The following is a 13,746-nucleotide window of genomic DNA, read 5'->3' on the forward strand; positions in this document are numbered from 1 at the left end:
CCTGCCATCCATCAGCTCCGCTAGAGAAAGCCCGGCGGCCGCCGCTTCCCGCTGTCCCCGGGGGCCTCCTCGGCCTTGAGCCGCGCGCCGGGCGACACCTCGAAGACGAGCCCGAACTGCCACTGGCTCAGCCGCTCCAGGAAGAGGATGTTGTACGAGTCCTGGCCGTACACGTAGCGCGTGAACACGCCGAAGCCCGCGCCCCAGTAGGGCAGCGCCGCGAACTCCCCGCTCACGGTGGCGCGCCGGTGGGGCGTCTCCCCGAAGGGCGCGGTCACCGTCCCCTCCAGCCGGAAGCGGTGTTGATGCCAGACGCGCTCGCCCAGCAGGCTCACGCCCCAGTTGCCCTTGCCATAGACCCGCCGCTGCTCCTCGGTGATGCCGCCCGGGCCAATGGCCGTGTTCAGCTCCAGGAACGAGCCGCCTCCCACGAGCCATGCGCTGTCCAGGCCCGGGTCCACGCCGAAGGCCACGCGCACGTGCAGCTCCCCGCGCGCGAAGTTGGTGGAGAAGCTGCCCGTCAGCTCGTTGAGCGGCAGCTCGCCCTGGGCCGGCGTGCAGTCGGGGTCCGTGCCCTCCTGGTTCGCGAAGAAGCAGCCGTCCTGGCCATTGGAGTAGTGGCCCACCGTGAGGTTCGCCGCGAGCGCGAGCCCGCGCATCGGCTGCTCTTCGCCCCGCGAGCCCGGCAGCACGCGCAGGTGCGCCACCTGGAGGGTGATCTTCGGGACGTACGAGGGCGGGATGACGGGGCTGCTGTCCGTGTTCAACATCCGCAGCCGGATGTACGGCGTGAGCAGCGCGGTGAGGAACCACTCGCCGTGCTTGCTCCGGAAGTGGCCCGAGTGCAGCTGGGGCAGGAAGAGGTGGGGCGCGATCTGCGTCTCGAACAGGAGCGGCGCCGGGGAGTCGGGGTCCCCCTGGCGGCGGATGCGATTGGGCGAGCCGAAGATGTAGCTGCGGTCCAGGAAGAGCGGCGCGGGGGAGTCGTACTCCACCTTCCAGTCCGCCCGGGCTCCGCTCGCCGCGAGCAGGAGCGCCAGCGCGACACCCCGCGGGGCACGGCCCCTGGACGGGTCGAGGACGGTTCGCATCCGGCGGGTGTCTCCTGACGATGGGCCTCGAGGAGCGAGGCCCGGACGCCTCCTCTAGCCGGCCCGGGGCCCGCCCTCATCCGACCCGCCGGGCGTTTGTCCGGGAGAAGGGAACAGGTGGACGGGTGAGCGTGTTGGGCGCCGCGATTCCGTGCTTTGGTGCACAACCCACCCCATCCTCGGGAGACCTACACTTTCATGCGCAACCTCCTCATCGTCAGCGCCGGCGTGGCCGCGCTCGCCTCCACCGGATGCGCGACCTCCAAGGACGCCCGTCCCGAGGACGCCACCTCCACCGCGGCCCCGGCCGCCCCTGCTCCCGAGGCTCCCGTGGCTCCCGCCAACCCCCTGCTGGCGAAGTGGAGCGGCCCCCACGGCGGCGTGCCCCCGTTCGACCAGGTGAAGGTGGAGCTGTTCAAGCCCGCCATCGAGGCGGCCATGGACACCTTCCGCAAGGAGCTGGCGACCATCGCGTCGAACCCGGAGGCGCCCACCTTCGAGAACACGCTCGCCGCGCTGGAGGACGCGGGCCGCGGCTTGAGCAACGTGGAGACGCTCTACGGCATCTGGGGCTCGTCCCTCAGCAGCCCCGAGTACCAGGCCGTGGAGCGCGAGCTCGCGCCGAAGTTCGCCGCGTTCGAGGATGAAATCTTCCAGAACGAGGCCCTCTTCCGCCGCATCGAGGCCGTCTACAACTCGCCCGACAAGGCGAAGCTGACGCCCGAGCAGCAGCGGCTCGCGTGGCTGCACCACACGCGCTTCGTGCGCTCCGGCGCCAAGCTGGACGGCGCCGCCAAGCAGCGCCTGGGCGCCATCAACCAGCGCCTGGCCTCGCTCTACACGTCATTCAGCCAGCACGTGCTCGGCGACGAGGAGGGCTACACCGTCGTCCTGGAGTCCGAGGCGGACCTGGCGGGCCTGCCGGACTCCGTGCGCGCGGGCGCCGCCGCCGCGGCCGAGGCCCGGGGCCAGAAGGGCAAGTGGGTCATCACCAACACGCGCTCCTCCATGGAGCCGTTCCTCACGTACTCGTCCCGGCGCGACTTGCGCGAGAAGGTCTGGCGCAACTACGTCAACCGCGGCGACAACGGCGACGAGCGCGACAACAACGCCATCATCTCGGAGGTGCTCAAGCTGCGCGCCGAGCGCGCGAAGCTGTTGGGCTACGCCACGCACGCGCACTGGCGGCTGGAGAACGCCATGGCCCGCACGCCCGAGCGCGCGATGGAGCTGATGGAGGCGGTGTGGAAGCCCGCCGTGGCCCGCGTCCGCGAGGAGGTCGCGGACATGCAGAAGGTGGCCGACAAGGAGCGCGCGAAGCTGAAGATTGAACCCTGGGACTACCGCTTCTACGCGGAGAAGGTCCGCAAGGCGAAGTACGACCTGGACCAGAACGAGGTGAAGCCCTACCTGCAGCTGGAGAAGCTGCGCGAGGGCATGTTCTGGGTGGCCGGCGAGCTGTTCGGCTTCAGCTTCGAGCCGGTGACGGACGTGCCCGTCTTCCACGCCGATGTGCGCGTGTGGGAGGTGAAGGACAAGACGAGCGGCAAGCACGTGGGCCTGTGGTACTTCGACCCGTACGCGCGCAAGGGCAAGCGCTCGGGCGCGTGGATGAACGCGTACCGGGGCCAGGAGCGCTTCCGGGGCGAGGTGACGACCATCGTCTCCAACAACTCCAACTTCGTGAAGGCGGCGCCCGGCGAGGCGGTGCTCATCTCGTGGGAGGACGCGAGCACGCTGTTCCACGAGTTCGGCCACGCGCTGCACGGCCTGAGCTCGTCGGTGTCGTACCCGTCGCTGGCGGGCACCAGCGTGGCGCGGGACTACGTGGAGTTCCCGTCGCAGCTGCTCGAGCACTGGCTGTCCACGCCCGAGGTGCTCAACACCTTCGCGCTGCACTACCAGACGGGCAAGCCCATCCCCCCGGCGCTGCTGGCGCGCATCGAGAAGGCGGCGACGTTCAACCAGGGCTTCGCCACGGTGGAGTACCTGTCCTCCGCGCTCATCGACATGAAGCTGCACCTGGCCGGCGACACGAGCATCGACGCGGACGCGTTCGAGCGCGACACGCTCCAGGCGCTGGGCATGCCGAAGGAAATCGTCATGCGCCACCGCACGCCGCAGTTCGGCCACGTGTTCGCGGGCGACGGCTACTCGGCGGGCTACTACAGCTACCTGTGGTCCGACACGCTCACGGCGGACGCGTACGAGACCTTCACCGAGGGCAAGGGCGCCTACGACAAGGCCGTGGCGGAGAAGCTGCGCAAGAGCGTGTTCTCCGTGGGCAACACCGTGGACCCGGCCGACGGCTACCGCGCCTTCCGCGGCCGCGACGCCGGCATCAACGCGCTGATGCGCAAGCGGGGCTTCCCGGTGCCCGCGCAGGCCAGGCAGTCCAAGTCCACGCCGTAACCGGCGGGTGACGTCCGGGTGCGCGAGGGGACGACTCCTCGCGCACCTGGGGCTTCACGGGTCCAGGAAGGCGCGCTTCACCTCGAGCAGCAGCTCGTCCTTCTTGCCCGCGGGCTGGTTGGGGCGGTGGCCCTGGTTGATGGTCCAGATGATGGTGCCGCCCAGCTCCTCGTCGCGCGCCCACTGGCCCTTCACCGCGACGGACTGCCCGTCCTCGTACGAGACGTAGTTGCAGTGGCCCGCGCCGGTGACGTCGGAGGCGGACAGGTAGGTCGCGGCCGCGCGCTCGTCCCAGTGCCGCTTCATCAGCGGGTCCTGGAGGTACTTGTCCATGATGTTGGCGTAGCTCATGGCGTTGTCGCTCTGGCCCTCGTTGACGTCGGGCCGGCCGTCCAGGGGGATGCGCGGCTCCGTCACGCCCTGCCAGCACGTGCCGAAGAAGCCGATGCCCACTCCCAGCCGCCCGCGCGGCACGCCCGCCCGGATGTAGCCCGCCACGGAGTTGGCGACGGAGCTGGGGCGGTTCTGCGCCTCGTCCCGCAGGGGGCTGGAGTGCCAGCTCTCCCAGCCTCCCCAGTGGCCGCTCATCTTGTAGGACATGATGTTGAGCTGGTCGACGCGCGAGCCCAGCTCCTTCATGAACTTCGCCTCGTGCTCGGGCATCCCGAAGTTGGAGTTGAGCCAGTTCACCGGCACCGTGAGGATGATGTCCGGACGGGCCGCGCGCAGCTCGTCGATGAGCGCCAGCAACAGCTCCCCGTCGTTGCCCGCGGGCGGCAGGTTGATGGGCTCCCAGTCCAGGTCGAGCCCCACGTAGCCCAGCTCGTCCATCGTCTTGAGCAGCTCCCGCACGAAGACGATGCGGCTCTCCCCCGTGGACGCGAGCACGAAGCCGTCGTGCTCGCCGAAGCCGCCAATCATCAGCAGGGGAATCTTCCCCGCGGCCTTCGCCCGCGACGACAGCGTCTTGGCGATGGCCGGGCCCTCGAGGTCGGAGACGTCGAAGTCCGTGAACAGCGTCCCGTCGAAGCGGGGGCGCACGCGGCCCACCATGATGTGCGTCATGCCCGAGAAGTCCACCGTCTCGGGCGGGTAGTAGCGGTGCTGGTAGCCCACGTAGTAGCCGGACACCCAGCTCGCCGGCGCGCCGCCGGGCTTGGGCGTCACCGGGCCGATGTGCGCGGACGGGCCCTCGCCCACGTCGTTGACGGCCCTCACCGTGAGGGTGTGCGGCTTGCCGTTGGCCAGGCCCGGGACGGTCGCGCTCCCGGCCTTCACGTCCACCATCACCGAGTGGCCGCCGGGCTCGGCGGTGACGATGAAGTGCTTGAGCGCGCGTCCGCCGAAGCTCGCCGGCGCCAGCCAGCTGACGAACACCGCGCCGTTGCCCGGCGTGGCCCTCACCGCGCGCGGCTGCCCCGGCGTCGTGGGGTTGGGGATGGACAGGCCCGGCTGCGGCACCACCGGCACGGACGGCAGCGAGGCGTCCCCCTCGCCGCGCGAGTTCACCCCAGAGACCTTGAACAGGTACTTGAGGCCGTTGTTGAGCCCCAGCACCGTGGCCTGGCGCTCGCTCGCGCTGACGATGGCGCCGCCGCACGCCGGGTCGCACCGCACCACGTAGTACAGCAAGGGGTGGCCGCCATCGCTCGTCGGCGGCGTCCACGTCACCAGCGCCTGGGCGTCCGCCGCCTGCGCCTCCACGCTCGAGGGCGCCCCGGGAAGCCCCGGCCCCTCCTCACCCTTTCCGCATCCCCCGAGCAGCACCCCCGCTACCAGCAGGCACCACCACTGCGTCACGAGTCGAGTCTTCACCTGCGCACCTCTTCGAACTGGCACAGATAATACGGGGAAGTCTGACATCCCTTTGTTGAAAGAATGTGGCAGTACTGCATCTGCTTGGCGCGCGACAAGGCCGCCACGTTTGTCTTGGGTTCTGGGAAAACGATAGGGGTGGGCCGTCCCCGCGTCGGCGGAGGCGGCCTTTGCTACGGTGGCCGCTTCCATCCATGAAACGACTGCTCCTGTCCATGGCCCTCGGGGCCAGTGTCCTCGTCCTGGTGTTGGTGGTCCGGACGTTGTCCTTCACCTCGCGGCAGGTGGCGCCGGCGGCGATGGAACCCCTGACGGTGGACGCGGACGCCGCGGCGGCGCGGCTGGCGGGGGCGCTGAGACTCAAGACGGTGGCGGCCTCGGAGGGCGCGCCCGCGGAGGACGCCGCCTTCGCGGGGCTGCATGCCTACCTGTCGGAGCACTTCCCGCGCGTGCACGCGGCGCTGAAGCGCGAGGCGGTGGGGCCGCACTCGCTGCTCTACACGTGGCCGGGGACGGACGCGTCGCTTCCGCCCATGCTGCTCGTGGGGCACCTGGACGTGGTGCCGGTGGCGCCGGGGACGGAGGCGTCCTGGGTGCATCCGCCGTTCGCCGGCGTGGTGGCGGACGGGTTCGTGTGGGGGCGCGGCGCGCTGGATGACAAGAGCAGCGTGCTGGCGCAGCTGGAGGCGGTGGAGGCGCTGCTCGCCGCGGGGGAGAAGCCCCGGCGCACGGTGATGCTGGCCTTCGGCGGGGACGAGGAGGTGGGAGGGCTGACGGGGGCGGTGGCCATCGCGCAGCGCCTGAAGGAGCGCGGCGTGCGGCTGGAGTCCGTGCTCGACGAGGGCGGCGTCATCATGTCCGGCACCGTGCCCGGGGTGAGCGCCCCGGTGGCGCTGGTGGGCACGTCCGAGAAGGGCTTCGCCAGCGTGGAGCTGAAGGTGAAGGGGGAGGGTGGGCACTCGTCCATGCCGCCGCCGCACAGCGCCGTGGGCGTGCTGGCCCGCGCGGTGGCGAAGGTGGAGGACTCGCCCATGCCCACCCGGCTCGAGGGCGGCAGCCGCGAGCTGTTCCTGCGCGTGGGGCCGGAGATGCCCTTCGGCATGCGGCTGCTCTTCGCCAACCTGTGGCTCACCGAGCCGCTCGTGGTGCGCCAGCTCTCCGCGAAGCCCAGCACCAACGCGGCGGTGCGCACCACCACCGCGGTGACGATGTTCCAGGGCGGCGTGCGCGACAACGTGCTGCCCACCAGCGCCCGCGCGGTGGTGAACTTCCGCATCCTCCCCGGCGACAGCGTGGACGGCGTGCTCGCGCACGTGCGCTCGGTGGTGGATGACTCGCGCGTGGAGCTGGGCACGCTGTCGTTCCAGAGCGAGCCGTCCCCCGTGTCGCGCACGGACACAGAGGCCTTCGGCCACCTGGAGCGCGCGCTGCGGCAGGTGTTCCCGGAGGTGGTGGTGTCCTCCTACCTCAACGTCGCCGCCACCGACTCACGCCACTACGTGGGCTTGAGCGACAACGTCTTCCGCTTCTTCCCCGTGCACCTGCGCGCCGAGGACCTGGCGCGCGTGCATGGCAAGGACGAGCGCATCGCCGTGGCGGCGCATGCCCAGGCCGTGCGCTTCTACGCGCAATACCTCCGCAACGCCGCGCGCTGAGACATGGCTGAGACAGGTCCCGCCCCCGGTGGAGGCCTGTATCGCCACATGGACGCGGATGTGTGTCCGAGACACGAAATCAGGCGATTCAGTCCGCTCTTCCTTCACATCTGCGCAATTCCTGCATTTTCACGCGGTGTGCGGGAGCGAGAAATCGCAACTGCGTTGACACGCACCGCGCGCACTTCCAGCATCGGGGGTCATGGCGACCGTCCCCTCTGCTGGAAAGCGGCTCGCGAGTCTCGTACTCGCCTCTCTTCTCTTCTCGTTGATCGCATCCTCATGTGGAGGCGGTGGTGATGGTAACGGCAAGCCGGATGGTGGCGGCGGCGGCGGTGAGGGCGATGGCGGTCCCATCAGTCAGTGTGATGGCGGTACGTGCCCCGTCGACAACTGCGGCAACGGCACGCTCCAGTCCGGAGAGACGTGCGACGACGGCAACAAGGTGAGCGCCGATGGGTGCTCGGCCACGTGCCTCGTCGAGGAAGGCTGGCAATGCAACACGCCGGGCGAGCCGTGCGTGAAGGTGGTCGGTTGCGGCAACGGCCGGGTCGAGGCGGGCGAGCAGTGTGATGATCGCAACGTCTCCAACGGCGACGGCTGCAGCGCGACGTGCACCGTGGAGCCGGGTTGGAACTGCCCGTCGGCGGGTGGCCGCTGCTTCGCCGCGCAGTGCAACGACGGCATCAAGGTGGGCGATGAGGAGTGCGAGGACGGCAACACCACCAACGGGGATGGTTGCTCCGCGGAGTGCCGCCTGGAGGAGGGCTGGAAGTGCCCGACGGTGGGCGCGGCCTGCACGAAGACCACGTGTGGTGACGGCATCGTCGAGGGCACCGAGGAGTGCGACGACGGCAACAAGGACATGGGCGATGGCTGCTCGGCGGCGTGCAAGCGCGAGCCGCGCTGCGAGAATGGCCAGTGCCAGGCGACGTGCGGCGACGGCATCATCCTGCCCAACGACACCTCCGAGGAGTGCGACGACGGCAACGCCCGCTCGGGCGACGGCTGCTCCGCCACCTGCAAGCTGGAGCCGGGCTACGTGTGCCAGGTGGTCCAGACGGATCCTCCGGCCGCGCTCGACCTGTCGGCCGTCTTCCGCGACTTCCGCGGGTGGGACCTGCAGGCGGACGGCGCGCTGCCGCGCGGTCACATCGACTTCGAGAACGGCAACGCGGGCGAGCGCGGCATCGTGAAGTCGCAGCTGGCCAAGACGCTGGACGGCATTCCGGGCAAGACGTTCCCGGGCGGCAAGCCCGAGTACGCGAAGACGGGTCAGTCCTCCGCCACCACCCACGGCGCGGCGGCCTTCCACCAGTGGTACACGGACCACGCGAACATCAACAAGACCATCGTCGGGACGCTCAAGCTCAACCGCCAGTCCAATGGCTCGTACGTGTTCGACAGCGACCGGTTCTTCCCGCTGACGAACCACCCGGACAGCTGGGTGGCCGCGGGCAAGGAGCCGCTGCGTGGCGACAACGGCAACCCGTCCCAGCAGCACAACTTCAGCTTCACCAGCGAGGTCCGGTACTGGTTCCAGTACAAGGGCACCGAGGTGCTGCTGTTCCGCGGTGACGACGACGTCTGGGTGTTCATCAACGGCAAGCTCGCGCTGGACCTGGGCGGCGTCCACGGTCCGGAGAACGGCACCGTGACGGTGTCCCAGCAGGCCGCCGCCCTGGGCCTGACGGTGGGTGGCATCTACGAGGCCGTGGTGTTCCAGGCCGAGCGTCACACCTCGGGCTCGTCGTACCGGCTGACGCTCAACAACTTCGAGACCCGTCGCACGGTGTGCAACGCCACGTGCGGCAACGGCGTGGTGGACGAGGGCGAGGAGTGCGACGACTTCGTCAACGCCGGTGGCTACGGCAAGTGCGCGCCCGGCTGCGTCTGGGGCCCGCGCTGCGGCGACGGGAAGACCCAGACGGAGCCTCCGGCGAACGAGGAGTGCGACGACGGCAACACGGTGGACAACGACGGCTGCAGCTCCACGTGCAAGGCGGAGATCGGCTGAGTCGTCCGGCGTGACGGGCCGCTCCGGGCGTGACTGCCCCGGAGCGGCTCACCGGCCTCGCGGAAGCTCCCGCGAGGCCCCCGACGCAGGGTGTGCGCCGTCCTGAGCCCCTGGGGCCGGGATGACCGCGCCGCCCGGTGGGGAAGCAGGCAGGCCCGTGCTCCCAAGTGGGATGCTCACGCGAGGCCGTCTGGTATCTTCGCGCCCGACTTCATGGCGCCCTCCGTCCTCCCCCGTCTGTTGCTGATGCTGTCGCTGGTGCTGGCCGTCCCGGCCGGGGCCGCGAGCACGCGGAGCACGCCGCCCCCCGCCGACGAGGTGATGGGCATGCTGCGGCGGGTGGAGACGGCGCGGGTGCGTGGGACGCTGCGCGTGCTCGACAGCGAGTTCGAGGAGCTGACGCGCGCCCAGCCCCAAAGCGTGATGCCGCGCGTGTACCGCGCCTGGCTCGCGTTCCCCGCGGACACCAGCTGGAACGAACTCAAGGCCCTGTCCTCGTTGGAGCCAGAGAACCCCTGGCCGCACCTGGGCATGGGGCTCATCTACATCCGCTGGGGGCTCCTGTCGGAGGCGCGCGGTCCGCTGGCCACCGCCCGGCGCGTGTCCCCCGACTTCGCGCCCGCCCTGTGGGGTGAGGGGTTGCTCCTGCAGGCGGAGGGCAAGTCCGCGGAGGCCGAGGCCCGGCTGCGCGAGTCCCTCTCCAAGCTGGACGCCCCCCAGGCGCGCACGGCGCTGGGGCTCTTGCTCGCGTCGAGCCCGGGCCGGGAGGCCGAGGCCCGCGCGGAGCTGACGCGCTCGGTGGAGGCGTGGCCGGAGCAGCCCGAGGCCCTGCGCAAGCTCGCCTCGCTGGCCCAGGCGGCCAAGGACGTGCGCGCCGCGGCGACGGCGGGGGAGAAGCTGGTCGCGCTCAAGCCCGCGGACCGCGAGGCGCACCGGCTCCAGGCGGAGCTGTGGCTGTCCGCGTCGGAGAAGGACAAGGCCGCGCGCTCGCTGGAGCGCTACGTGGAGCTGGGCGGCGCGGACCCGGTGCCCCTGGCGCTGCGCGCGCGCCTCTACGCGGAGCTGGGGCGCGCGGCGGACGAGGAGAAGGCGCTCGCGCGGCTCATCGAGGTGGAGCTCAAGGACCCCGAGCCCCTGCTGCGCCTGTCCGAGCTGACCGAGGCGCGAGGCGACGCGGCCGCGAGCGAGGCCTTCCTGGTGGGCGCCTCGGAGCGCGCGCCGGCGCGCTCGGACATCCACGTGCGCCGCGCGCGGCTGTGTCTCAAGCAGGAGCGCTGGCGGGAGGCCCTGGTGTCCTACCGCGCCGCGCTCGCCGCGCCGGAGCGCAAGGTGCCCGAGGCGGAGGCGGAGACGGCGGAGCTGGTGCGGCGCTTCCGGCTGCCCGCGACGCCCGCCAAGGGGGTGCCGGACAAGATCTACGCCCGCGTGTCCCTGGGCCTGGTCGCCATCTACATGGAGCGGCTCAAGGAGGCGCCGGAGCTCAAGGGCAACCTGAAGCTCCAGGTGCAGGTGGACGAGACGGGCAAGGCCACGCAGGTGAAGGTCCTCTACGACAGCCTGGAGGACCCGCTCGTCGCCGGCCACGCGTACTTCGCCTTCCTGGACGCGCAGTACCCGCCCGCGAAGGACGAGCCCATCTTCCAGTACGTCTTCCGGCCGCCGAAGTAGCCGCCGGAAGACGTGGCTGGAATCAGGGCGTCACTCACTTCGAGTCGTCGTGATTCGCGCCGCTGCCGCCGTAGCCCTGGGAGGAGCCGCGGGCCTTCTCGAAGTCGGCGCGGGCCTGACGCTCCTCACCCAGGCGCACGTCCACCAGGCGCTGGGCCTCCTCCGTCTTGCGCTGGGCCTCGGCCACCGCGCTGGTGAACTCGGCGTCGGACATCTCCTTGGCGCGCACGTCATCGCTGTTCTTCAGCGCCTGCAGCTCCGCCTGGCGCAGGTGCGCCTCGGACAGCTGGAGCTCCGCCTGGCGCAAGTCCTTGCGGGCCTTCTGCGTCTCCACGGCGCGCTGGCGCCACGCCGTCTGGGCGCGGGCCGCCTGGTACTTCGAATCGGTGGTCCGCAGGTCCTTCTGGGCCTGGGTGATGTTGGATTGCTGACCGGTGGCGCGGGCGGCCTCGAGCGCCGTCTGGTTCGCCTCGTGGGAGAGCTTGGCCGCCTCCTCGTTGCGCTTGGAGACCTCCACCGCGCGCTCGGCGTCCTTCACCGCCACGTCCGCGCGGGTGACTTCGTCCTGCGCCTTGACGCGCTCGGACTGGGCGTTGCGGACCTCGCCGAGCTGGCTCTCGGGGACGCGCGCCAGCCAGGACTCGTCCACCTGCTTCTTCGCGGACTTGGATGAGCTGCACCCGCCGAGCACCAGGGCCGCTCCCAGCACCACACCCGCCAACACCCGATGCTTCCTCGTCGACTGGAACATGATTCCTCCTGACCGTGCGTATCGTCGCTTGCTCGACACGGTAGGCACTCGGCGACGGCGAGGCAGGAGGCAGGGTGCGACACTCGACGCCACGCTTGACGCGCCCGCTCGGGGGACGGGCGTGGAGGAGGGCGGCTCGTGCGCCCGCCTGCTCAGTGCTTCTCGAGGATGACGGCGTAGAACTCGATGCCCACGCCCTCGCGGTCCTCCTCGGTGATGTGGCCCACGGGCAGGCCCAGGAACTCCCTCACCGTCATCACCCCGCCAGGGCCGGGTGACCAGGGGCCGCACAGGTCCAGGTACTCGCGCAGGGAGTAGAGCTGGAAGGACTCGCCCATCTTCTGGAACATGCCGACGAACTGCTCCCACTTCGGCGTGCTCAGCCCGGGGGCCTTCGTCTCGAAGGTGGCGAAGAGCTTCGAGCCGGGCGCGGCCCAGTCATACAAATCCTTGAAGAACTTCCGGTTCTCCTCCGAGGAGAGGAACACGGTGATGGCATTGGCGCCGAAGGCCACGCGCCGCTCGCCGTCCAGGAACGCGCGCACGTCGGGCCGTCGCAGGAAGTCGCCCGCGGAGCGGATGTCGCATTCCATGTAGCGCGTGCGCGGATTGTCGCCGAGCAGGTGCTTGCCGGTGGCGATGGTGAGCGGGTTGATGTCGGTGTAGAGCACCTTGGCGTTGGGCAGCACCGAGTGGATGTGGTCGCTCGTCGGCAGTCCGGAGGCGAAGTCCACCCAGTGGTCGAAGCCGTCGGCGGACAGGCGCAGCGCGGCGGTGCGCAGGCAGCTTCGGAGCATGCGCAGCCACTTCCGGGTGGAGGGCACCAGCGAGAACATGAACTCGGCGGCCTGTCGGTCCACTTCGAAGTGGTGGGTGCCGCCCAGCGTGTAGTCGTAGATGCGGGCCGCGTCGGGCACGTGGGGGTTGACGCCCGGGATGCGGGTCAGCTCCTGGTTGTCCATCCTTCGCTCGCTCCTCGTGAGGTATGGGGTTGCGGATGTCTCAGGGGCGCCAGACCTCGGAGGTCGTCTCCGGCAGGCTGTCCGGCGCGGCGCGCGTGGTGCCCACCACCAGGTACGCGTCGTCGCCCAGGGGCACGACGCGGTGGCCCGCGCGGCCGTGCGCCAGCGGGGGACCGGGGCTCCACAGGCCCGTGGCCGGGTCCCAGAGCTCCACGTCGGTGGTGGCCCCGTACGTCGTGGACTCCAGGCCTCCAGACACGGCGGCGCGCCCGTCCCAAAGCGCCGTGAGCGCGAAGCTGGAGCGGCCCAGGGCGAGCGGCGCGGTGGCGCTCCACTGCTCGGTGGCGGGGTCGAAGCGCTCGGCGCTCGTGAGCAGCGTGCCCTGGTGCCAGCCGCCCACGACGAGGATTCCGCCATCGGCGAGCGTGACACCGGCGGCATCGTCGCGCGACGCGGTGAGCGGATGGGGCGCGGCCCTCCACGTGCGGGTGGCCGGCTCGTAGACCTCGGTGCTCATGTCGAGCGGCGGGGCCAGGTGCTGGCCCTCGATGATGGCGAAGCCGAAGCCGTTGTCGCGTCCCCCGGCGATGACGACGCGGCCCCGGCTCACGCAGACCGGGCCGAGGTGGAAGATGCGGACCGTCTGGCCCGCGGGCTCCCACTCGGACGCGCCGGGCCGCAGCAGCTCCGCGCGCGTGCCCCGCTCGATGTCATCGTCATGGTCCGAGCCCAGCACCAGCACCGCTCCGTCCTCCAGCACCAGCGCGACGGGATGTGAGCGCGAAGCCCGCATGGGAGGGCCGGGGACGAAGCGCAGCGAAGCCGGCTCCCAGAACACGGTGCTGGCCAGGTCCGGCTGTGCGTTGTCTCGGCCGCCCACGAGCAGCACGCGCCCGTCCGGCAGCGCCACCGCCGCGTGGTCATGACGGGGCTCCGGCAGGGGCGCCGTCTCCCGCCACTCCTCGCGGACGGCGTCCCAGAGGAAGGCGCTCGCCGACGTCCTGGGCGTGGAGCCGCCCCCCTGCGCATGCCAACCCTGTCCACCGGTGAGCAGCGCGCCGCCGGCGACAGGCGTCAGGCCGAAGCCCTCCAGCCAGAGGCCGGGAGCGGGAACACGTCGAGTCGCCGGGGACGGAGGCCTGCGCGTCATGCCGCCATCGTATGCCGTCCACGCCGCGGCGCGCCTCCCACCGGGGAGGTCCACGGTGACCTGGAGACAGTCCTGGTCGGGGCGCCCGTCCTGGGAATGACAACCTGGGAGGGTGGCCGGGACGAGGGTGTCCTGGGCAATGGCTTGTTCCGCATGCGTGTCTGGTGATTCTCTGGGGCCCGCGTCGTTCCGAGGGGGGGAAGACATGCACCGTGCGCCACGGGT

At 70.8% G+C, this 13,746-nt stretch carries 9 protein-coding genes; 4 read left to right on the forward strand and 5 right to left on the reverse strand.

The window, feature by feature from the left end:
* Positions 1-20 precede the first annotated feature (20 nt).
* Entirely contained in the window at positions 21-1,091 is a 1,071-nt protein-coding gene (locus LXT21_RS21640; RefSeq protein ID WP_254040047.1) for a hypothetical protein, read from the reverse strand.
* 198 nt (positions 1,092-1,289) lie between these two features.
* On the opposite strand from LXT21_RS21640, the gene LXT21_RS21645 reads away from it, so the two are divergent.
* Positions 1,290-3,503 (forward strand): M3 family metallopeptidase, encoded by a 2,214-nt coding sequence (locus tag LXT21_RS21645; protein WP_254040048.1) that lies wholly within the window; start codon positions 1,290-1,292, stop codon positions 3,501-3,503.
* 54 nt (positions 3,504-3,557) lie between these two features.
* On the opposite strand, the gene LXT21_RS21650 is transcribed toward LXT21_RS21645, so the two are convergent.
* On the reverse strand, positions 3,558-5,318 hold the full coding sequence (locus tag LXT21_RS21650; protein WP_254040049.1) for a glycosyl hydrolase family 18 protein: 1,761 nt from the start codon (positions 5,316-5,318) through the stop codon (positions 3,558-3,560).
* Between the two features lie 194 nt (positions 5,319-5,512).
* Here LXT21_RS21650 and LXT21_RS21655 point away from each other — a divergent pair, with 194 nt between their 5' ends.
* The 3 genes from LXT21_RS21655 (at position 5,513) to LXT21_RS21665 (ending at position 10,658) form a co-directional block, all read left to right on the forward strand.
* The gene (locus LXT21_RS21655) at positions 5,513-6,973 is read left to right on the forward strand and encodes a M20 family peptidase (protein WP_254040050.1); all 1,461 of its coding nucleotides are present in this window, start codon (positions 5,513-5,515) and stop codon (positions 6,971-6,973) included.
* Positions 6,974-7,175: 202 nt separating this feature from the next.
* Positions 7,176-8,990 (forward strand): DUF4215 domain-containing protein, encoded by a 1,815-nt coding sequence (locus LXT21_RS21660; protein ID WP_254040051.1) that lies wholly within the window; start codon positions 7,176-7,178, stop codon positions 8,988-8,990.
* A 213-nt stretch (positions 8,991-9,203) separates the two neighbouring features.
* Complete coding sequence (locus LXT21_RS21665) at positions 9,204-10,658, forward strand: hypothetical protein (protein WP_254040052.1); 1,455 nt, start codon at positions 9,204-9,206, stop codon at positions 10,656-10,658.
* A gap of 34 nt (positions 10,659-10,692) precedes the next feature.
* On the opposite strand, the gene LXT21_RS21670 is transcribed toward LXT21_RS21665, so the two are convergent.
* The 3 genes from LXT21_RS21670 to LXT21_RS21680 form a co-directional block, all read right to left on the reverse strand.
* Entirely contained in the window at positions 10,693-11,409 is a 717-nt protein-coding gene (locus tag LXT21_RS21670; RefSeq protein WP_254040053.1) for a hypothetical protein, read from the reverse strand.
* A gap of 152 nt (positions 11,410-11,561) precedes the next feature.
* Entirely contained in the window at positions 11,562-12,371 is an 810-nt protein-coding gene (locus tag LXT21_RS21675; protein WP_254040054.1) for an SAM-dependent methyltransferase, read from the reverse strand.
* 40 nt (positions 12,372-12,411) lie between these two features.
* Positions 12,412-13,521, reverse strand: coding sequence for a Kelch repeat-containing protein (locus LXT21_RS21680; RefSeq protein ID WP_254040055.1), 1,110 nt, complete (start codon positions 13,519-13,521; stop codon positions 12,412-12,414).
* Positions 13,522-13,746: the final 225 nt, after the last annotated feature.

The sequence above is a fragment of the Myxococcus guangdongensis genome, assembly GCF_024198255.1.
GTDB classification, from domain to species: domain Bacteria; phylum Myxococcota; class Myxococcia; order Myxococcales; family Myxococcaceae; genus Myxococcus; species Myxococcus guangdongensis.

What these genes read in the sequence shown, in the direction of transcription:
- LXT21_RS21640 (WP_254040047.1), bottom strand. Translation starts at nt 1,091, where the DNA reads ATGCGAACCGTCCTCGACCCGTCCAGGGGCCGTGCCCCGCGGGGTGTC.
- LXT21_RS21680 (WP_254040055.1), bottom strand. Translation starts at nt 13,521, where the DNA reads ATGACGCGCAGGCCTCCGTCCCCGGCGACTCGACGTGTTCCCGCTCCC.
- LXT21_RS21660 (WP_254040051.1), top strand. Translation starts at nt 7,176, where the DNA reads ATGGCGACCGTCCCCTCTGCTGGAAAGCGGCTCGCGAGTCTCGTACTC.
- LXT21_RS21655 (WP_254040050.1), top strand. Translation starts at nt 5,513, where the DNA reads ATGAAACGACTGCTCCTGTCCATGGCCCTCGGGGCCAGTGTCCTCGTC.
- LXT21_RS21675 (WP_254040054.1), bottom strand. Translation starts at nt 12,371, where the DNA reads ATGGACAACCAGGAGCTGACCCGCATCCCGGGCGTCAACCCCCACGTG.
- LXT21_RS21665 (WP_254040052.1), top strand. Translation starts at nt 9,204, where the DNA reads ATGGCGCCCTCCGTCCTCCCCCGTCTGTTGCTGATGCTGTCGCTGGTG.
- LXT21_RS21670 (WP_254040053.1), bottom strand. Translation starts at nt 11,409, where the DNA reads ATGTTCCAGTCGACGAGGAAGCATCGGGTGTTGGCGGGTGTGGTGCTG.
- LXT21_RS21645 (WP_254040048.1), top strand. Translation starts at nt 1,290, where the DNA reads ATGCGCAACCTCCTCATCGTCAGCGCCGGCGTGGCCGCGCTCGCCTCC.